An 18,890-nucleotide genomic window follows, 5' to 3' on the forward strand; every position below is an offset into this window, starting at 1 on the left:
GCCCACATGGATATCCTTTGTCGGCAGGAAATCAGTAGCGTTCGCTGACGATGTCCTGGGTGAAGGACTTCTCGCAGTATTTGCACTTCATCCGCACCGCCCCTTTCACCTCGCGCACCCGGAAGTAGCTCTCCACCGGTTCGTTGTGGGAGATGCAGTTGGAGTTGGGGCAGTGGAAGACCCCTTCGATGAACTCCGGCAGCGCCAGCTGGTGCTTCTTCACCACCACGAAGTCTTCGATGATGTTGACGGTGGCCTTGGGGGCGAACAGGGCGAGCTGGTTGGCCTGCTGCTCGGTCAGACGGGTGTTCTCGATCTTGATGAGATCCTTCTTGCCGAGGGCGCCGGATTTGAGGTTGAAGCCGACGGTGATCCGCTCCTGGGTCTCGATCAGCTGGAACAGCTTGAGGATCTTGATGCCCTGGCCGGCGGGGACGTGGTCGATGACGGAGCCGTGACGGATGGCTTCGACTTGCAGTTGGTTCTTCTCGGACATGATGTTCCCCTTTCCCTTAGACGGTTTCGTTCAGTACCAGTGCCAGCAGTGCCTGGCGGGCATAGACCCCGTTCTCCGCCTGCTGGAAGTAGTAGGCGTGGGGGGTCTTGTCGACGGCGACCTCGATCTCGTCAACCCGGGGCAGGGGATGGAGGATCTTCATGGTGGGCTTGGCCCCTTCCAGAGTCGCCAGCTCCAGCACGAATTTGGCGGCCATGTGCTTGTACTCGGTCTCGTCGAAGCGCTCCTTCTGGACGCGGGTCATGTAGAGGATGTCGAGCTCCGGCATCACCTCTTCCATGGTCTCGTGCACGCTGAAGCGGATGCCCTTCTCTTCCAGCTCCTCGCAGAGGTAGTCCGGCATGGCCAGCGCCTCCGGCGAGATGAAGAAGAAGCGGCAGTTGAACAGGCTCAGGGCCTGGGCCAGGGAGTGGACGGTGCGGCCGTACTTCAGGTCACCGACGAAGGCGACGTTGAGGCCGTCCAGCTTGCCTTGGGTCTCGTGGATGGAGAAGAGGTCGAGCAGGGTCTGGGTGGGATGCTGGTTGGAGCCGTCACCGCCGTTGATGACCGGCACCCGGGAGAACTCGGAGGCCAGACGGGCTGCCCCTTCCTTCGGGTGGCGCATCACCACCGCATCGGTGTAGGAGCTGATGATCTTGATGGAGTCAGCCAGAGTCTCACCCTTCTTGGCGCTGGTGTTGCCGCCGTCGGCGAAGCCGATGACGTTGCCGCCCAGGCGCTGGACCGCGGTCTCGAAGGAGAGACGGGTGCGGGTGGAGGCTTCGAAGAAGCAACTGGCGACCAGCTTGTCTTTCAGCAGGCGGCTGTCGGGTTCGGCCTTCAACCGCTGTGCGGTGGCGACCACCAGTTCCATGTCGGACCGGGTCAGATCCGAGATGGAGATGACGTGTTTGTTATAGAGTGGATTGGTCATCGTCTGCATTCCCTTTGGCATCAATGAAGGTTTTTCCGGCACAAAAAAAAGCCCCTGAAACAGGGGCTCTTTTCAAAAAAAACGGGGGATCTGTGGGACGGGAACCGGAAACAACGGGGCCGCTCTGGTGCGCTCCACCCGTCTGCAAGGCTGCTTTTTTCATCAAAAACGGCATCGTCCTGTCCCGACCTTTTTCAAAACCGCACCGATTATAGGGCTGGTTTTTGAATTGTCAAAAATTTATTTCAGAGGCAGGATTTGGCCGGAAAAACGTTTAAGTGTCGCGAACGGGTCGACAAATCCAGAGTGCGTGTTGCGCCTGCAAGGGGGCGCCATCGGCGGCCATGCTGCGCAGGTAGCCGAGCCTGTGGTGCCCCTCCAGCAGGCAGTAGGGATGGGGCAGGGGGTGACCGTCCGGGTAGCAGGTTCCCGGGGCGGTGGCGAGGACGATGACAGGCTCGGACCAGGTGCCTCGGCGCAGCATGTCATCGCCGAGCCAGGAGCGGCGCACGTAGCGGTTGCTGCGCAGCATCTCGCCCCAGCGATCGATCACCTCCATGTGGCGGGAGTCTATCTGCTCGATAATCTGCGCGGTGGGCCAGTGCTCGCACTCGAACTGGTGGCTGGCGAGATCGATAAAGCTCCAGTTGGATTCAAAACCGCGCCAATGACGGTAAATCCACTGGGCGAGCACATTGGAGGGAATGGAGGGCACCAGGGGAGAGACTCTGTCCAGATAGTCGGCCAGGGTCTCCGTCTTGCGCTCATCCCGGAAGTTGAGGGGCGCAAGCTGTTGCAGCAGTCGGTAATTGAGCATGGGCAGCCTCCCTGAGCCTGGTTTCACCCTACCCCCATTTGTGTCCCATTCCTACCCCGTCGGGGCTGCAAATACAGCAGCTTACCCCCGCTCCTTGTTGGAATTGCGGGGATCTGCTCGTCATTTGTTCGATCGCATCGAAAGTGAGAAAAAAAGCCTTTACCTTTGACCTCCGCTTTGTATACTACGCCTCGTTTGTTGCAGGGGCGTAGTTCCAATTGGTAGAACAGCGGTCTCCAAAACCGATGGTTGCGGGTTCGAGTCCTGCCGCCCCTGCCATTTTTCAGAAAGGCCAGCTCATTGAGCTGGCCTTTCGCATTTCCGGCGTTTGCCACCGCCTCCGTTAGCCTCTTTTTCCCCGCTTCGCCGCTGCCATTTCTGCCAATGGAGGCCGCTTTTCCCCTGTGCTACACCTTGCTTCCTGCCAGATGGCGCCCTCAGGCGCATCGCATCCGGCGGGCCCAAGGCGCTTCAACAAGGAGAGAGCGATGAACAAGGCAGTGGATACGCGTCCCCCCCATGCCCATGCCGGTGGCTGGGTCCCCCGGGATCAGGCCCATGTGGCGCGCTGGGTGCAGCGGCTGCGTCAGGCGGTCACCCGCCAGCCTCGCCCGCTGGTGGCCCCGATCGCCGGATTGAAGGCGCTGGTGGAGCAGGATCCTCTCCTGCATCAGCAGGCCCAGGGGATGTTTGACGAGGCGTGGCAGCACGAGCACAGCACGCCGCTCGGTCAGGTCCAGGTGCGCAGCTTCGATGAGTTCCTGCAGCTGCTCAACGGCATCATGACCACGGCCCCGGAAGCCTATCAGGATGTGCAGACCCAGGAGCCCGCCGGGCTGATCGGATTCCCCATCAATGCCCTGCTCAACTGGCCCATGGCGACGGCCGCCGGGTACGACTTCTTCGCCAATGCGCTGGTGAACCAGCAATTACGCAAGATCCTCGGTTACTGGGCCGACTTCCTGCAAAGTCCCGCGTCCCGTTATGTGCTGACCGAGTCGGTGAGCCCCCTGGATCGCCAGACCCTGATCGTCCCCTGGCTGGGTGACGTGGCGAAACGGGAGATGGTCAAGGTGGCGCAGGGGGCGCTCGGGGCCGGCGACAACCCCACCCCAGAGCGCTTCGAGGGGATCTTCCACACCGCGCCGGGAGAGGAATACGAGGGCTTCGCCAGCTGGGACGACTTCTTCACCCGCCGCTTCTGCCCCGGCGTGCGGCCGGTGACGGCCCCGGACGATGACAGCGTGATCGCCAACGCCTGCGAGTCGGCCCCGCTGCAGGTGGTGACCGGGGTAAGGCGGCAGGACGCCTTCTGGCTCAAGGGGCAGCCCTATTCCCTGGACAACCTGCTGGACTTCGACCCGCGCGCCGCCGCGTTCGAGGGGGGCACCCTCTATCAGGCCTTCCTCAGCGCCCTCAGCTATCACCGCTGGCACAGCCCGGTGAGCGGCACGGTGCGCTCGGTCAAGGTGGTCAACGGCAGCTACTACCTGGCCAACCGCCACCAGGGTTTCGACAGCCCGGCGGGGCCCGACCCCAGCGCCCCGGACCAGTCCCAGCCCTTCCTCACCGCGGTGGCGACCCGGGCACTCATCTTCATCGAGGCGGACAACCCCAAAATCGGCCTGATGTGCGTGGTGCCGGTGGGCATGGCGGAGGTGTCGAGCTGCGAGGTGACGGTGCAGCCGGGGCAGCGGATCGCGAAGGGGGAGCAGCTCGGCATGTTCCACTTCGGCGGCTCCACCCACTGCCTGCTGTTTCGCCCCGGGGTCGAGCTGGCGTTCGACTTCTACGGCCAGCAGCCGGGGCTGGAGGCGACCAACCTGAGGATCAACACGGCGCTGGCACGGGTCAAATAACCCAGCCGCCGGACAGTAAAAGGCCGCCCTTGAGGCGGCCTTGTTGTTTGTCCATCAGATGGCGCCGACCTGCGTCTTGAGGGTTTCCACCAGCCGCTGGTGGCGTGCGGGGAGCGGCCACTCGGCGCGGTAGATCAGCCAGAGGGTGTCGATCACCTCAATGCTGCTCTGGATCACCCGGATCTGCTCCTGTTGGGCAAAGGCGGTGACGGCGAAGCGGGGCAGCACGGTAAAGCCGAGGCCGCGGGCGACTGGCTCCAGGATCAGGCCGATCTGGTTGGTAAAGCCGCGCAGCGGGATCTCGCCGAAGCGCTGGCCGGGATAGCGTCGTCCCAGCAGGCGCTGAGCCATGCTGCGGCCATCCGGGTGGTCGATGAAGCCAAGCTCGCAGAGCCGCTGCCAGGTCAGATCCGCGTCCTCGTCGGGCACCACCAGGCAGAGGGGCTCGCGGACGAAGGGTTCGGCGGCGAGGCTGGGGTGCTCCGGCGGCTGATCCACCAGACCCAGATCGCTGCGCCCCGCCAGCACCGCCTGCACTATGTCGGGGGTGGGGGCAAAGCGGTGCTGGATGGTGAGTCCGGGATGCTCCTGTTGCTGATCGAGCAGCAGGGGATAGAGCAGCAGGCCAATGCTGCCGGGGGTGGTGAGGGTGATGGCGCCGCGGTGAGGGTCGTCATCAGAGAGACGGGCTCGCAGCTGTTCGGCGGCCTGCGCCTGCTGGCGGGCGAAGTCGAGCAGCACCAGCCCGCGCGGGGTGAGCTCCAGCTGACGGGGCTTGCGCAGCAACAGGGGGCCGAATTCGGCCTCGAGGCGCGAGATATGCTGACTGACGGCGGCCTGAGTGAGATCCAGCCGATCGGCGGCACGGGTAAAACTGCCGGTTTCATGCACCACCACCAGGGTGTGGAGCCAGAGTGGATTAACCATAAATTTAATTTATGTATTCCATTAGTTTGACCTTATTTTTCATTATGGCGTCTCTTCCTATCATGTCACCTGTTTCCCACACACAATTTCAAGGTGACTTATGACTTACCCGCGCAACTTCTCCCACATCGGCATCACGGTGACTGACCTCGACAAGGCAGTCGAGTTCTATACCAAGGTGATGGGCTGGTATCTCATCATGCCGGCGACCACCATCACCGAGGATGACTCCGCCATCGGCGTGATGTGCAACGACGTATTTGGCCCGGGCTGGGGCTCTTTCCGCATCGCTCATCTCTCCACCGGCGACAAGATCGGCATCGAGCTGTTCGAGTTCCCCAACAGCGAGCAGCGCGAAAACAACTTCGAATTCTGGAAGACCGGGGTGTTCCACTTCAGCGTGCAGGATCCGGATGTCGAGGGGCTGGCGGCGCGCATCGTCGCAGCGGGTGGCAAGCAGCGGATGCCGGTGCGCGAGTACTATCCGGGCGAGAAGCCCTACCGCATGGTCTACATGGAAGATCCCTTCGGCAACATCATCGAGATCTACAGCCACAGCTATGAGCTGACCTACTCCGCCGGTGCCTATCAGGGGTAAGTGACAGGCCGCCTTCGGGCGGCCTTGTGGTGCCTGCGGGTGTCAGCATGGAATAGTGAGCAGTCTGTTGCTGGTAGTGCGTTCTGTTGTTGATAGATGAAAAAATATCAGGATTCACTAAAGACCGTTCATCATTGTGCCGATAGAACTACCAAGATGGGGGTATTCCTGGCCCCCGGCTACCACAAGGATTCGTTGTCATGACTCTCTCGTTGCGCGGCAAGCTGCTCGCAGCCAGCCTGGGGGTAGTGCTGCTGATGGCAGCCCTGCTCGGTATTGTCGCCTTCCACACCCTCAAATCCCGCACCCTTGACGCCATCCAGAGCGAGGCGGTCAACTACGGCCACGCCCACTCGGTGGCCATCGGCAACTGGCTGGCGGATCGCAAGCACGCGGTCGACGCCCTGGCCGCCGTCATTGCGCGCGACCCCGACACGGCCCTGGTGCCCCACCTGTTGCAGACCCGCACCTCCGGCGGTTTCGGCCTCACCTATTTTGGTTCGGCGCAGGGGGAGATGACCCGCCACGATCCCGCCCTCAACACCGCCAACTATGACCCCAGGGCCCGCCCCTGGTACCAGAACGCCGACAAGGCGGGCAAGCTCATCGTCACGCCGCCCTATGTCAGCGTGACCATGCAGCAGATGGTGGTGACCCTGGCCGAGCCGGTGAGCCATCAGGGCCGGGTGATCGGGGTGGCCGGGGCGGATCTCTCCCTCGACGCCCTCATCGACGAGGTGCTGGCCATGAAGGTGCAGGGGGAGGGCTACGCCATGCTGCTCGACCGCACCGGCCTCATCGTCGGCCACCCGAACAAGGAGCTGGCGCTCAAGCAGGTGGCGGAGCTGGATCCCGGTCTCACCGGGGCGGCGCTGGATGCGTGGAGCCGCGACGGCGAACTGCACGGCGCCAATCTGAACGGGCGCGAGGTGCTGCTCTCGGTGCAAGGCGTGCCCGGCACCGACTGGCTGCTCGCCATGGTGATGTACAAGGAGGTGCTGGAGGCGCCGCTCGCCTCCCTGCTGTGGCAACTGGTGGGGCTGACCCTGGTGCTGCTGCTGGTGTTCGGTGCCCTGCTCATCGCCATGTTCAACTACCTGTTCGCGGATCTGGGACGGGTCTCCAGGGCGCTCGCCGACATCGCCCACGGGGAGGGGGATCTCACGGTGCAGATCGCCACCCGCAGCCAGGATGAGGTGGGGCAGCTGGCCCAGAACTTCAACCAGTTCGTGGCGCGACTGCACGGCATCGTCAGCCGGTTGCGGGACGTCACCGTCGAGCTGGCGGCCCAGTCCCGCACCCAGGCGGCGGGGGCCGAGGCCCGCAGCCAGCGGGTGCGCCAGCAGCAGGACGAGATCGTCATGGTGGCGACCGCGGTGACCGAGATGGCCTCCGCCACCCAGGAGATCGCCGGCAACGCCGAGTTTGCCGCCAACACCGCCGGCGATGCGGTGCGCCTCGCGGTGGCCGGCCAGTCCCAGGTCGGCCAGAGCCAGCGCAGCATCACGGGGCTGGCGGGGGAGGTCTCCGACGCCAGCCAGACCATCCACGAGCTGGATGGCCACGCCCAGCAGATCAGCGGCATTCTGGCCACCATCAGCGGCATCGCCGAGCAGACCAACCTGCTGGCCCTGAACGCCGCCATCGAGGCGGCCCGGGCCGGGGAGCAGGGGCGCGGCTTTGCCGTGGTGGCGGACGAGGTGCGGGTGCTGTCGCGCCGCACCCACGACTCCACCGCCGAGATCCAGCAGATGATCGAGGCGCTGCAGCAGACCACCCGCAAGGCGGTGGGCGGCATGGAGACCAGTCGCCAGCTGGCGGGCACCAGCGTGGAGGACGCCGAAGCGGCGAATCTCAGCCTGGGCAGGATCAACGAAGCCATCGGCGCCATCAGCGACATGGCGACCCAGATAGCGGCGGCGGCCGAGGAGCAGACCTCGGTGACCGGCGAGATCAGCCGCAACACCGAGAATATCCGCCACGTCTCCCAGGCGCTGGCGGCCCAGGCCGGCGAAGAGGCCGCCCAGGCGGCCCAGCTCAAGTCTCTCACCGAGCGGCTGGAGCAGGAGATCGGGCGCTTCCGGCTCTAGGCTGCGACCCGGATGTGACAAAGGCGACCCCGGGGTCGCCTTTATTCATCCTGTGTATGGATATTATTTCACCATGCACCCGCTGAATAATGCCGGGTCCTGGCCCTGCAACGGGCGCAGGCAGAGGCTCAGAGAGGCTTGATGTAGCTGTAGAATTCGTTGTCCCGCTGGTAGCCGTGCCCTTCGTAGAGGGCCTGAGCCTGCCGGTTGTCGGTGGCGGTGCTCAGCATCAGGAAGGCGGCGCCCGTCTCCTGGCCGTGGCGATCGGCCCGCGCCAGCAGCGCCTGGGCCACCCCCTGCTGGCGGGCCGCTGGCGCCACGAACAGATCGTACAGCAGCCAGATGGGCTTCAGGGCGAGGGAGCAGAACAAGGGGTAGAGGTGGGCAAATCCCAGCACCTCTCCCGTCTCGCTCTGGGCCACGAAGAGCACCGACTCCCCGGCGGTGCAGCGCTCCAGCAGGAAGGCTTCGGCGGCCTCGGGCCGGGCAGGCAGCCGGTAGAACGCCCGGTATTGCACGAACAGGGGGGTGACCCGGGGAATGTCCCCGGGGGTGGCCTGGAAGATCCTCATGGGGCGTTCCCCGCCGGATCCTGGCTGACCCAGATCAGCCGGTCGGTGGCAAAGCCGAGCCCCCGGGCCCGCTCGACCAGGGCCTCTACCTTCTCTTTGGGGGGATGGGGCGTGCGGGAGAGGATCCAGAGGTACTGGAGGTTGTAACTGCTCACCAGGGAGAGCTCATAGTCCGTCGCCAGCACGTTGTAGCTGCCGTAGAAGGGGCCGAAGAAGCTCACCTTGAGGCGCCCCTCGTCGCTGTCGCCCACGAAGTAGGCGCGCCCCTCGGCCTCGCGCCATTCCCCCTGTTCGTCCTGCCCCCGGTTGATCACCCTGACACCGCCGTCATCCCGCAGGCTGTAGGTGGCGGTGACCCGGTTCAGGCCGCGCTCGAAACCGTGATCGAGGCGGGCCACCTCGTACCAGGTGCCCAGGTAGCGGTCGAGCTGGAAGGGCTTGACCACCTGGTGCCCCGGTGGAATGCCGGTGCAGGCGGTGGCCAGCAGGGTCAGAACGAGCAGGATCAGTGTGCGCATGTCATCCCTCCACGATACGCAGTTGTCCCGAGCGGAAGCGTGCCGCGTGTTCGCTCGGGGTGTTGCCAAAGAAGCGTTTGTATTCGCGACTGAACTGGGAGCCGCTCTCGTAGCCTACCTTGTCCGCCGCCACCCCGGCCTTGAGGCCGTCGTGCAGCATCATCAGCCGCGCCCGGTGCAGGCGCAGGGTCTTGATGTACTGCAGGGGCGAGGTGGCGGTGGCCGCCTTGAAATGGTGGTGGAAGGCCGAGACGCTCATGTTCGCCTCCCGGGCCAGCTCCTCCACCGTCAGGTTCTCGGTAAAGCGCTGCTCCATGATACGCAGCACCCGGGCTATCTGGCTCACCTGGCTGTGACGGCTGGCCATGGCCAGCAGGGCGGGGGCTCCCCCTTCGTGCAGGGCGTGGAACAGGATCTCGCGCACTATCTGGGGCCCCAGCACCCGGGCGTGGAGCGGCTTGTCCATCACGTCGATGAGGCGCTCCACCGCGCAGAGCATGGTCTCGGAGAGGGGCACGGAGACCACGCCGCGACCCGGTTCCGCCGGGGCGGGGGCCGCGTCCCCCATCTCCAGCAGCAGGGCCTGCAGCGCCGCCACGTCGATCTCCACCGAGAGCCCCACCAGGGGGGATTCGGGGGAGGCGAAGCACTCGCACTCGCAGGGCAGCGGCAGGGTCATCATCAGGTAGTGCTCGGGGTCGTAGCGGAAGGTGAAGTCCGAGAGATAGCCCACCTTGTGCCCCTGCAGGATGATGATCATGCGCGGGCGGTAGAGCACCGGGATGCGGTCGTGATGCTCCGTGGTGTAGATGAGGTGCACGCCGGGCACGGGGGCGGCGGTGATCCCCGGGTGGGGTGCCAGGGCGGCGAGTCGGCTGGCGAGGGCGGACTGGTGGGTCGCCGCGATGGGCTGCTTTGTACTCATTTATCCAGGCTCAGTAGAAATAGGCAAGAAATCGGCAGAAAGCTCCCTTGATGGTAGGGGGTTATAAGAGAAAAATGCAACCCATACCTTACCGACTACGACCACCCCGGGAGATCCCATGAACAACTTCATCCTGCACACCCCCACCAAGGTGCTGTTCGGCAAGGGCCAGGTGGCCCAGCTGCGCGGCCAGATCCCCAGCGACGCCCGCATCCTCGTCACCTACGGCGGTGGCAGCGTGGTGCGCAGCGGCCTGCTGGACCAGATCCGCAGCGAGCTGGCCGGCCTGACCCTGTTTGAATTTGGCGGCATCGAGCCCAACCCCACCTACGAGACCCTGATGGGTGCCGTCGAACTGGCCCGCGCCGAGAAGATCGACTTCCTGCTGGCAGTGGGTGGCGGCTCCGTGCTGGACGGCTCCAAGTTCATCGCCGCGGCCGCTCACTACGATCCGGCCAGGGATCCCTGGCACATCCTCGAGACCGTCGGGGGCGAGGTGGCCTCCGCCATTCCTCTGGGCAGCGTGCTGACCCTGCCGGCCACCGGTTCCGAGATGAACATGGGCGCCGTCATCACCCGCAAGAGCACTGGGGACAAGCAGCACTTCTTCTCGCCCTTCGTGATGCCGCGCTTCGCCGTGCTCGACCCCGTGCTCACCTACACCCTGCCCGCCCGTCAGGTGGCCAATGGGGTAGTGGATGCCTTCATCCACACCCTGGAGCAGTACCTCACCTACCCGGTGGATGCCAAGGTGCAGGATCGCTTCGCAGAAGGGCTGCTGCTGACCCTGGCGGAAGAGGGGCCCAAGGCGCTGGTGGAGCCGGAAAACTACGACGTGCGTGCCAACATCATGTGGAGCGCCACCCTGGCGTTGAACGGCCTGATCGGAGCCGGCGTGCCCCAGGACTGGGCCACCCACATGCTGGGCCACGAGATCACCGCCCTGCACGGTCTGGACCACGCCCAGACCCTGGCGGTGGTGCTGCCCGCCTTGCTGCAGGCCAAGCGCGAGCAGAAGCGCGCCAAGCTGCTGCAATACGCCGAGCGGGTCTGGGATCTGCGCAGCGGAAGTGACGAGGCGCGTATCGACGGTGCCATCGCCGCCACCCGCGATTTCTTCGAGCGGATGGGGATCAAGACCCGGCTGCGGGATTACGTGGCCGACGCCCGGATCGACGCCCTGCTGGCCAAGCTCGAAGAGCACGGCATGACCGCCCTGGGTGAGCACGGCGACATCGACCTGGCCCAGAGCCGGCATATTTATGAGGCGGCCTGGTAAGCAGAGCGCGCCTGAACCGGGCCGCAGGCCCGGTTGCACCAGGGGGCCCGAACCCGCCAGCAGGCGGGGACGCGGCCCCCTGATCGTTGCAAAATGGTTACTTTTTCCCTTTTCATCTCATCAGATGAGCCAACGGCAGATTTCGTAAGAACAAAAAACGCTAAGGTAGAGGCCGGGTTAAACATTTTTTTTGACTGGTTGGATCACTTTTTTTAGCGCTTTTTGCTGGTATAAGCCCCTAATTTGGTTTGTTTTTTTTAATCATGGTCCGGGATGGGCTGAATTCTGTACCCGCCCGCCCGGGGCCGTGGTTGTAATAAAACTCCAAAATTTGATACTAATCACCCTCGCGCCTGAAAAGCGGGGGCCTGACCGTGACAGGAGGTCGAGGTGAAGCCTGCTGATTTTCATAACAAAGGGCCCGTGACCTGCACTTTGATCATGCCTTGTCCCCTCAGACATGAGAGACTTGGCGATGATTGTTTATTAACCATCAGGGAATAGTCATGCAGATTGGAATACCGAGAGAGAGTCTCGCCGGTGAGACCCGGGTCGCAGCGACCCCGGCCACTGTCGAGCAGCTGAAAAAGCTCGGCTTCGAGGTTGCCATCGAGGCCGGTGCCGGCCTGCGAGCCAGCTTCGATGATGCCGCCTTCGAGGCTGCCGGTGCCAGCGTGGTACCGAACGTCTGGCAAGCCGACCTTGTCTTCAAGGTCAACGCGCCGACCGAGGCCGAAATCGCACAAATTAAGGATGGTGCCACCCTGGTGAGCTTCATCTGGCCCGCCCAGAACCCCGAGCTGGTCAAGAAGCTTTCCGAGCGCAACATCAATGTGATGGCGATGGACATGGTGCCGCGGATCTCCCGTGCCCAGTCCCTCGACGCCCTCTCTTCCATGGCCAACATCGGTGGCTATCGCGCCGTCGTGGAAGCCGCGCACCAGTTCGGTCGCTTCTTCACCGGCCAGATCACCGCCGCCGGTAAAGTTCCGCCCGCCAAGGTGCTGGTCATCGGTGCCGGTGTGGCCGGTCTGGCCGCCATCGGGACCGCCGGTTCCCTCGGTGCCATCGTGCGTGCCTTCGATACCCGTCTGGAAGTGGCCGAGCAGATCGAGTCCATGGGGGGGGAATTCCTCAAGCTGGACTTCGGCGGCGAAGATGGCGCTTCCAGCGACGGTTACGCCAAGGTGATGAGCGAAGAGTTCATCAAGGCCGAGATGGAGCTGTTCGCCCAGCAGGCCAAGGAAGTGGACATCATCATCACTACCGCCCTGATCCCGGGCAAGCCGGCACCCAAGCTCATCACCAAGGAAATGGTGGACAGCATGAAGCCGGGCTCCGTCATCGTGGACATGGCGGCCCAGGCCGGCGGCAACTGCGAATACACGGTACCGGGTGAACTGCATGTCACCGACAACGGCGTCAAGGTGATCGGTTACACCGATCTGCCGGGCCGCCTGCCTGCCCAATCCTCCCAGCTCTACGGCACCAACCTGGTGAACCTGATGAAGCTGATGTGCAAGGAGAAGGACGGCAACGTCGCCATCGACTTCGAAGACGTGGTGCAGCGCAACATGACGGTGGTCCAGGCCGGTGAAGTGACCTTCCCGCCCCCCGCCATCTCCGTCTCTGCCGCCCCGCAGAAACCCGCTGCCGCCAAACCGGCCGCCAAGAAGGAAGAGGCCAAGCCCTCCAACAAGAAGTTCGTGTTCGGTGCCCTCGGCATCGCCGCCTTCGGTTGGGTGGCCGCTGTGGCGCCTGCCGCCTTCCTCTCCCACTTCACCGTCTTCATCCTGGCCTGCGTGGTCGGTTACTACGTGGTGTGGAACGTCTCTCACGCCCTGCACACGCCGCTGATGTCGGTCACCAATGCCATCTCCGGCATCATCGTGGTCGGTGCGCTGTTGCAGATTGGACAAGGGTCGACCCTGGTCACCGTGCTGGCCTTTGTCGCCGTGCTGATTGCCAGTATCAACATCTTCGGTGGCTTCACCGTCACTCAGCGCATGCTGAAGATGTTCCGTAAGGATTAAGGGGGTTTAACGTGTCTCAAGGACTGGTAACAGCATCCTATATCGTTGCCGCCGTGCTCTTCATCCTCAGTCTCGCGGGACTGTCGAAGCAAGAAACGGCCAAGCATGGCAACCTGTTCGGTATCGCGGGGATGGCTATCGCCCTGCTCGCCACCGTCTTCAACCCGGAAACCAGTGGCGTCCACTGGATCATCCTGGCCATGGCCATCGGTGGCGCCATCGGCGTGCGTCTGGCCCTCAAGGTCGAGATGACCGAGATGCCCGAACTGGTGGCCGTGCTGCACAGCTTCGTGGGCATGGCAGCGGTGCTGGTGGGCTTCAACAGCTTCATCGATCTGCACCCCTCCGCCCCCGCTGAAGTGGTGGTCTCCGTCGGTTCCAACCTGGATGCGACCCTGGCAGCCGCCCGGGCGGCGTTCGAGCAGGCGGCAAGCGTCGCCCAGGTCGAGCACCTCTCCGGCGCCATGCTGAACATCCACCTGGTGGAAGTGTTCCTGGGCGTCTTCATCGGTGCCGTGACCTTCACCGGTTCCGTGGTGGCGTTCGGCAAGCTGCGTGGCCTCATCTCTTCCAAGCCGCTGATGCTGCCGCACCGCCACAAGCTGAACCTGCTGGCCGTGGTGGTCTCCATCGCACTGATGATCCACTTCGTCAACGCCGGTGGCTCCACCTTCGCCCTGCTGGTGATGACCCTGATCGCCTTCGCCTTCGGCTGGCACCTGGTCGCCTCCATCGGTGGTGCGGACATGCCGGTGGTGGTCTCCATGCTGAACTCCTACTCCGGTTGGGCAGCGGCGGCGGCGGGCTTCATGCTCTCCAATGACCTGCTGATCGTCACCGGTGCCCTGGTGGGTTCCTCCGGTGCCATCCTCTCCTACATCATGTGCAAGGCGATGAACCGCTCCTTCATCTCCGTGATCGCAGGAGGCTTTGGCTCCGACGGCGTGGCCTCCACCGCCGAGCAGGAGCTGGGCGAATACCGCGAGACCAACGCCGAAGACGTGGCCGACATGCTGAAGAACGCCAGCTCCGTCATCATCACCCCGGGCTACGGCATGGCGGTGGCGCAGGCCCAGTACCCGGTGGCCGAGATCACCCAGAAGCTGCGTGATCGCGGCGTCAAGGTGCGCTTCGGCATCCACCCGGTGGCCGGTCGTCTGCCTGGTCACATGAACGTGCTGCTGGCGGAAGCGAAAGTCCCCTATGACATCGTGCTGGAAATGGACGAGATCAACGATGACTTCGCCGACACCGACGTGGTGCTGGTGATCGGTGCCAACGACACCGTCAACCCGGCCGCCATGGAAGATCCGGGCAGCCCCATCGCCGGCATGCCGGTGCTGGAAGTGTGGAAGGCGCAGAACGTCATCGGCTTCAAGCGCTCCATGAACACTGGCTACGCCGGTGTCCAGAACCCGCTGTTCTTCAAGGAGAACACCCAGATGCTGTTTGGCGATGCCAAGGCCAGCGTCGAGGCCATCCTGAAGGCGCTGTAAGCGTTGACCGGATGAGACAAAAAGGGGGCTTCGGCCTCCTTTTTTTATGACCAGAGTGGGTGACCGTGGCAGGGAACAGACAGGCGGTGGTGCCTGCCTGTCCGGACTGACTGGCGAGCCCTGGCTCAATTAAAGTTGAGCAAAAGCACCAAAAAACCACCTTGAAGGCCTCTCATGGGGCCTTTTTGTCATTTCAGTCGTGATTTTGCTCACATTTTGTGGTGTTGTCTCACCAGTCGGGCATAATGCCCGCGCAAAAAGCGGATTTGCTCAATTTTATTTGAGTCCGCTTCGAATATCCTTACCCAACGTTGACCGGATGACCCCATGACCGAGGTAGCCCCCTTGCGCGACGCCAGCACACTGACCGATGAAGAGCGCCATCTGATCGCCAGCTTCGAGCCTGCGGTGGCGGCGCTGTCCGCCCTGTTTGGCCCGGGTTGCGAGGTGGTGCTGCACGCCTTTGACAGCCTGCACGCCTCCGTCATCAAGATTGCGAACGGCCACATCACCGGCCGCCAGGAGGGAGCGCCGGTCACCGATTTTGCGCTCGACAAGTTGCACAGTGCCGCCGGCAGCCAGTGGAGCAGCTATTTCTCCCGCACCCGGGAGGGCTCCCTGCTGAAATCCTCGTCCATCACCATCAGCAACCGCGAGGGCAAACCCATCGGCATGCTGTGCGTGAATTTCAGCCTGGACACGCCCCTTGGCAGCCTGCTCGACACCTTTGCCCCGCCCGCAGTGCCCCCTGCCCACGGCACCGAGACCTTCGCCAGCTCGGTGGATGATCTGGTGGCGCAGGTGATCGCCAAGGTGGACAGGGATCCCGGGCTGGGCAGCAACGTGCGCAACAAGGCGATCGTGCACCGGCTCTACGACATGGGGATCTTCGAGATCAAGGATGCCGCCCAACTGGTGGCCGAGCTGCTCGGCATCTCCCGCCATACCGTTTACCTGCATATCCGCAATCACAAGGCGGAACTGGCCGAACAACAATGACGAGCCCGCACGCGGGCGCCATGAACATGAGACACATCGCAATGAACGCACAATGGACCGACTTTATTACCCTGCTCAAGCGTGAAGTGGTGCCGGCCCTCGGCTGCACCGAGCCCATGTCGGTCGCCCTGGCGGCGGCCAACTGCCGCAAGCTGCTGGGGCAGGTACCGACCCGCACCCGCGTCTGGGTCAGCGGCAATCTGTTCAAGAACGGCATGGGGGTCGGTGTGCCCGGCACCGGCATGATCGGCCTGCCGGTGGCCGCCGCCGTCGGCATCACCGGTGGCAACCCGGATGCCGGGTTGGAGGTGCTCAAGAGCCTCACGCCGGATCAGGTCGAGGCGGCCAAGGGGCTGCTGCCCACCATAGAGGCGGATGTGAAGGATGTGCCCGACGTGCTCTACGCCGAGGTGCTGGCCGAAGTGGAGGGGCACAGCGCCCGGGTGGTGATCTGTACCGACCATACCCGCATCGTGCTGATGGAGAAGGATGGCGAGGTGCTGATGGTGCAGGACAGCGCCCCCGGGGTGCAGATCCAGCCAGCCAAGGCCGACAAGCCCGCCATGACCCTGAAGGAGATCGTGGCCTTCGCCCTGGAGGTGCCGCTGGTCGAGATCGACTTCATCCGCGAGGCGGCCACCATGAACCAGGCGCTGGCGGACGAAGGGCTGCAGGGCTATGGCCTGCGCATCGGCAAGATCCTCACCGATCAGGTGGAGCGCAAGCTGCTCTCCGACGACCTGATGACCCTGGCCATGCGTTTGTCGTCTGCCGCCTCCGATGCGCGGATGGATGGCGCCATGCTGCCCGCCATGTCCAACTCCGGTTCCGGCAACCAGGGCATTGCCGCCACCATGCCGGTGGTCGCCGCGGCCCGCTTCCTCAAGGCCGATGACGAGCAGCTGGCCCGTGCCCTGGTGATGAGCCACCTGGTGGCCATCTACATCAAGGCCTACCAGAACAAGCTCTCCGCCCTGTGTGCCGCCAGTACCGCCGCCATGGGATCGGGGGCCGCCATCACCTGGCTGCTGGGAGGCCAGTTCGAGCAGATCAGCCACTGCATCAACAACATGATTGGGGATGTTTCCGGCATCATCTGCGACGGCGCCGGCAGCGCCTGCTCCATGAAGGTCTCCACCTCCACCTCGGCGGCGGTGAAATCCTCGCTGATGGCCATCAACAACCTGCGCGTGCCCCAGAGCGAGGGGATCGTCTCGGACGATGTGGACCAGACCATCGCCAACCTGGGTCGCCTCTCCAGGGAGGGGATGCTGGATACCGACATCGAGATCATCAACATCATGCGGGCCAAGCAGCAGGGTAAGCACCAGTGACCCCGGAGTGCCGCCGTCGGCCATAAAAAAACCGGAGCCAGTGGCTCCGGTTTTTCATTGTCCGTTCGCTACTCAGCCGCGACCGAGACGGTTGTCCGGGTAGTTCTTGGCCAGCACTTCGCGGGCATGCTGGGCCAGGGTCGGCATCTTCAGGGTGTCATAGGCGTTGACCATGATTTCCAGTGCCTTCTCGGTTTCCATTGTGTCGGGATAGGTCTCGACGATCAGCTTGGCGCGGTTGGCTGCGGCGATCAGGGCGTCACGCTTGACGTAGTACTCGGCTACCCCCAGGTCATAGCGGGCAAGACGGTTCTTCAGGCCGATCATGCGGGCACGGGCATCGGCTGCATAGCTGCTGTTGGGGTAGTTCTGCAGCAGGGTCTTGAAGTCTTGGAAGGCCTGACGGGCGTAGGAGGGGTCCTTGTCATCCCGATTGATGCCGAGGAAATCCTGGAAGAAGTTGTAATCCGCCGCCATGTTGGTCAGGCCGCGCATGTAGAAGACGTAATCGATGTTCTTGTGCGCCGGGTTCAGGCGGATAAAACGGTCGATGTTGGCGATCGCCTGGGCGGTATCATCCTGCTTGTAGTAGGCATAGATGAGATCGAGCTGAACCTGGTTGGAGTAGGCACCGAACGGGTAACGAGAGTCCAGCGCTTCCAGCAGTTCGATGGCATTGAGGTAGTTGCCGGTATCCAGTTTGATGCGGGCTTTCTGATACAGAACTTCCGGCGGTTCGTCGGGAACCTTGGGTTTGGTGCTGGAACAGCCAGTGATCAGTGTAGCGACCAAGGCGAGCGACATCAGCAGGTGAGACTTCTTTCCCATCAACAACATCCGGTCCATTTCCACGAAATTGGCAAAGTATCCGTTATGCTTGGCTAAAAGAAAAGCTAGAATACCCGGATTATTTCGAATTGATACCCCCGCTCAAGAGACCATACATGAGCCAGCATATTGAACTGACAGGCGAATTTCAGGATCACCAATTCGGGCAACGACTCGACCAGGCCCTGGCCGAATTGTTTCCCGACTACTCCCGGACCCGCATCAAGGAGTGGATTTTACAGGACAGAGTGACCCTGGACGGTCAGGTTGCCAATACCCCGCGCGAGAAAGTGGTGGCCGGGCAGCAGGTACATGTGAATGTGGAACTGGCAGACGACACCCGCTGGGATGCCCAGAACATCGAGCTGAACATCGTTTATGAAGATGAACACATCCTGGTGATCGACAAGCCGGCCGGCCTGGTGGTTCACCCGGGCGCCGGTACGCCGGACGGCACCGTGCTCAACGCCCTGCTGCACCGCTACCCCGGCATCGCCGAGGTCCCCCGTGCCGGTATCGTGCACCGTCTGGACAAAGACACCACGGGGTTGATGGTGGTGGCCAAGACCATTCCCACCCAGACCCACCTGGTGGAAGCCCTGCAGGCACGCCAGATCACCCGTGAGTACGAGGCGATTGCCATCGGTCACATGACCGCCGGCGGCACCGTCGATGCCCCCATCGGTCGTCACCCGACCCAGCGTACCCACATGGCCGTAGTGCCCAACGGGCGCGAGTCCGTCACCCACTACCGGGTGCACGAGAAGTTCCGTGGTCACACCCGTCTGCGGTTGCGCCTGGAAACCGGCCGTACCCACCAGATCCGTGTCCACATGGCCCACATCAAGCATCCGCTGGTGGGGGATCCCGCCTACGGCGGTCGTCTGCGTCTGCTGCGCAACGCCACCCCCGAACTGACCGAGGCCCTGCGCGCTTTCCACCGTCAGGCGCTGCACGCCACCATGCTGAAGCTGGCGCACCCCATCACGGGTGAAGTGATGGAGTGGCACTCCCCCACGCCGCAGGACATGGTGGCGCTGATGGAAGTGCTGCGGGCGGATACCCTGGCCAATCCGGACGATCTGGTCTGGAACTGATCCCGGGGGCGGCCTTGCGACGATTCCTGCCGTAACCTGCCCTCCATGATCTGATGCGGGGCCCCTTGACTGGTTGCAGCCAAGG

The 18,890-nt window shown here is 63.4% G+C and carries 17 protein-coding genes and 1 tRNA gene; 10 read left to right on the forward strand and 8 right to left on the reverse strand.

The genetic code is table 11. The annotated features are described in order from the left end of the window. Positions 1-31: 31 nt before the first annotated feature. The 3 genes from pyrI to ACVDHI_RS12290 all read right to left on the reverse strand — a co-directional run bounded on the left by pyrI (position 32) and on the right by ACVDHI_RS12290 (position 2,250). Positions 32-496 (reverse strand): aspartate carbamoyltransferase regulatory subunit, encoded by a 465-nt coding sequence (pyrI, locus tag ACVDHI_RS12280; RefSeq protein WP_010676006.1) that lies wholly within the window; start codon positions 494-496, stop codon positions 32-34. A gap of 16 nt (positions 497-512) precedes the next feature. Continuing rightward, positions 513-1,433: an aspartate carbamoyltransferase gene (pyrB, locus tag ACVDHI_RS12285; RefSeq protein ID WP_182935095.1), complete on the reverse strand. Its 921-nt coding sequence runs from the start codon at positions 1,431-1,433 to the stop codon at positions 513-515. A 274-nt stretch (positions 1,434-1,707) separates the two neighbouring features. Next, positions 1,708-2,250: a hypothetical protein gene (locus tag ACVDHI_RS12290; protein WP_039039632.1), complete on the reverse strand. Its 543-nt coding sequence runs from the start codon at positions 2,248-2,250 to the stop codon at positions 1,708-1,710. A 202-nt stretch (positions 2,251-2,452) separates the two neighbouring features. Here ACVDHI_RS12290 and ACVDHI_RS12295 point away from each other — a divergent pair. Then, positions 2,453-2,529: transfer RNA gene (locus ACVDHI_RS12295), tRNA-Trp, on the forward strand. A 209-nt stretch (positions 2,530-2,738) separates the two neighbouring features. Beyond that, on the forward strand, positions 2,739-4,109 hold the full coding sequence (locus ACVDHI_RS12300; protein ID WP_447212136.1) for a phophatidylserine decarboxylase associated domain-containing protein: 1,371 nt from the start codon (positions 2,739-2,741) through the stop codon (positions 4,107-4,109). Between the two features lie 54 nt (positions 4,110-4,163). Here ACVDHI_RS12300 and ACVDHI_RS12305 read toward each other — a convergent pair whose 3' ends face one another. Next, positions 4,164-5,036, reverse strand: coding sequence for a LysR family transcriptional regulator (locus ACVDHI_RS12305; RefSeq protein WP_113069150.1), 873 nt, complete (start codon positions 5,034-5,036; stop codon positions 4,164-4,166). A gap of 100 nt (positions 5,037-5,136) precedes the next feature. On the opposite strand from ACVDHI_RS12305, the gene ACVDHI_RS12310 reads away from it, so the two are divergent. After that, a complete protein-coding gene (locus tag ACVDHI_RS12310; RefSeq protein ID WP_041209527.1) occupies positions 5,137-5,634 on the forward strand; it encodes a lactoylglutathione lyase family protein in 498 nt (165 codons plus the stop codon). Positions 5,635-5,834: 200 nt separating this feature from the next. Next, positions 5,835-7,724, forward strand: coding sequence for a methyl-accepting chemotaxis protein (locus ACVDHI_RS12315; RefSeq protein ID WP_103260927.1), 1,890 nt, complete (start codon positions 5,835-5,837; stop codon positions 7,722-7,724). A gap of 128 nt (positions 7,725-7,852) precedes the next feature. Here the strand turns inward: ACVDHI_RS12315 and ACVDHI_RS12320 are convergent, their stop codons facing one another. The 3 genes from ACVDHI_RS12320 to ACVDHI_RS12330 are packed head-to-tail and all read right to left on the reverse strand — an operon-like array spanning position 7,853 to position 9,739. Then, positions 7,853-8,296 (reverse strand): GNAT family N-acetyltransferase, encoded by a 444-nt coding sequence (locus ACVDHI_RS12320; protein ID WP_103857757.1) that lies wholly within the window; start codon positions 8,294-8,296, stop codon positions 7,853-7,855. Beyond that, positions 8,293-8,814, reverse strand: a complete 522-nt coding sequence (locus ACVDHI_RS12325; protein WP_041211937.1) for a lipocalin family protein — start codon at positions 8,812-8,814, stop codon at positions 8,293-8,295. The genes ACVDHI_RS12320 and ACVDHI_RS12325 overlap by 4 nt, the downstream gene beginning before the upstream one ends. A gap of 1 nt (position 8,815) precedes the next feature. Next, positions 8,816-9,739 (reverse strand): AraC family transcriptional regulator, encoded by a 924-nt coding sequence (locus ACVDHI_RS12330; RefSeq protein WP_244053399.1) that lies wholly within the window; start codon positions 9,737-9,739, stop codon positions 8,816-8,818. Positions 9,740-9,857: 118 nt separating this feature from the next. On the opposite strand from ACVDHI_RS12330, the gene yqhD reads away from it, so the two are divergent. From yqhD to ACVDHI_RS12355, 5 genes are all read left to right on the forward strand, one after another. Next, the gene (yqhD, locus tag ACVDHI_RS12335; RefSeq protein WP_010675997.1) at positions 9,858-11,018 is read left to right on the forward strand and encodes an alcohol dehydrogenase; all 1,161 of its coding nucleotides are present in this window, start codon (positions 9,858-9,860) and stop codon (positions 11,016-11,018) included. A gap of 506 nt (positions 11,019-11,524) precedes the next feature. Continuing rightward, a complete protein-coding gene (locus ACVDHI_RS12340) occupies positions 11,525-13,051 on the forward strand; it encodes a Re/Si-specific NAD(P)(+) transhydrogenase subunit alpha (protein ID WP_010675996.1) in 1,527 nt (508 codons plus the stop codon). Positions 13,052-13,062: 11 nt separating this feature from the next. Further along, the gene (pntB, locus tag ACVDHI_RS12345; RefSeq protein ID WP_010675995.1) at positions 13,063-14,547 is read left to right on the forward strand and encodes a Re/Si-specific NAD(P)(+) transhydrogenase subunit beta; all 1,485 of its coding nucleotides are present in this window, start codon (positions 13,063-13,065) and stop codon (positions 14,545-14,547) included. A gap of 327 nt (positions 14,548-14,874) precedes the next feature. Further along, complete coding sequence (locus ACVDHI_RS12350; protein WP_043153940.1) at positions 14,875-15,546, forward strand: helix-turn-helix transcriptional regulator; 672 nt, start codon at positions 14,875-14,877, stop codon at positions 15,544-15,546. A 26-nt stretch (positions 15,547-15,572) separates the two neighbouring features. After that, on the forward strand, positions 15,573-16,880 hold the full coding sequence (locus tag ACVDHI_RS12355) for an L-cysteine desulfidase family protein (protein ID WP_447212137.1): 1,308 nt from the start codon (positions 15,573-15,575) through the stop codon (positions 16,878-16,880). Between the two features lie 72 nt (positions 16,881-16,952). Here ACVDHI_RS12355 and ACVDHI_RS12360 read toward each other — a convergent pair whose 3' ends face one another. After that, a complete protein-coding gene (locus ACVDHI_RS12360) occupies positions 16,953-17,708 on the reverse strand; it encodes an outer membrane protein assembly factor BamD (protein WP_029314864.1) in 756 nt (251 codons plus the stop codon). A gap of 116 nt (positions 17,709-17,824) precedes the next feature. Between ACVDHI_RS12360 and rluD the strand changes: the two genes are divergently transcribed. Further along, positions 17,825-18,805: a 23S rRNA pseudouridine(1911/1915/1917) synthase RluD gene (gene rluD, locus ACVDHI_RS12365; protein ID WP_447212138.1), complete on the forward strand. Its 981-nt coding sequence runs from the start codon at positions 17,825-17,827 to the stop codon at positions 18,803-18,805. The last annotated feature ends 85 nt before the right edge of the window (positions 18,806-18,890 follow it).

This window comes from Aeromonas sp. 25-248 (assembly GCF_053005425.1).

Coding starts and splice junctions, on each gene's coding strand:
- ACVDHI_RS12315 (WP_103260927.1), top strand. CDS start 5,835: ATGACTCTCTCGTTGCGCGGCAAGCTGCTCGCAGCCAGCCTGGGGGTA.
- yqhD (WP_010675997.1), top strand. CDS start 9,858: ATGAACAACTTCATCCTGCACACCCCCACCAAGGTGCTGTTCGGCAAG.
- ACVDHI_RS12350 (WP_043153940.1), top strand. CDS start 14,875: ATGACCGAGGTAGCCCCCTTGCGCGACGCCAGCACACTGACCGATGAA.
- pyrI (WP_010676006.1), bottom strand. CDS start 496: ATGTCCGAGAAGAACCAACTGCAAGTCGAAGCCATCCGTCACGGCTCC.
- ACVDHI_RS12305 (WP_113069150.1), bottom strand. CDS start 5,036: ATGGTTAATCCACTCTGGCTCCACACCCTGGTGGTGGTGCATGAAACC.
- ACVDHI_RS12325 (WP_041211937.1), bottom strand. CDS start 8,814: ATGCGCACACTGATCCTGCTCGTTCTGACCCTGCTGGCCACCGCCTGC.
- rluD (WP_447212138.1), top strand. CDS start 17,825: ATGAGCCAGCATATTGAACTGACAGGCGAATTTCAGGATCACCAATTC.
- ACVDHI_RS12310 (WP_041209527.1), top strand. CDS start 5,137: ATGACTTACCCGCGCAACTTCTCCCACATCGGCATCACGGTGACTGAC.
- ACVDHI_RS12300 (WP_447212136.1), top strand. CDS start 2,739: ATGAACAAGGCAGTGGATACGCGTCCCCCCCATGCCCATGCCGGTGGC.
- ACVDHI_RS12330 (WP_244053399.1), bottom strand. CDS start 9,739: ATGAGTACAAAGCAGCCCATCGCGGCGACCCACCAGTCCGCCCTCGCC.
- ACVDHI_RS12290 (WP_039039632.1), bottom strand. CDS start 2,250: ATGCTCAATTACCGACTGCTGCAACAGCTTGCGCCCCTCAACTTCCGG.
- ACVDHI_RS12360 (WP_029314864.1), bottom strand. CDS start 17,708: ATGGGAAAGAAGTCTCACCTGCTGATGTCGCTCGCCTTGGTCGCTACA.
- ACVDHI_RS12355 (WP_447212137.1), top strand. CDS start 15,573: ATGAGACACATCGCAATGAACGCACAATGGACCGACTTTATTACCCTG.
- pyrB (WP_182935095.1), bottom strand. CDS start 1,433: ATGACCAATCCACTCTATAACAAACACGTCATCTCCATCTCGGATCTG.
- ACVDHI_RS12320 (WP_103857757.1), bottom strand. CDS start 8,296: ATGAGGATCTTCCAGGCCACCCCCGGGGACATTCCCCGGGTCACCCCC.
- ACVDHI_RS12340 (WP_010675996.1), top strand. CDS start 11,525: ATGCAGATTGGAATACCGAGAGAGAGTCTCGCCGGTGAGACCCGGGTC.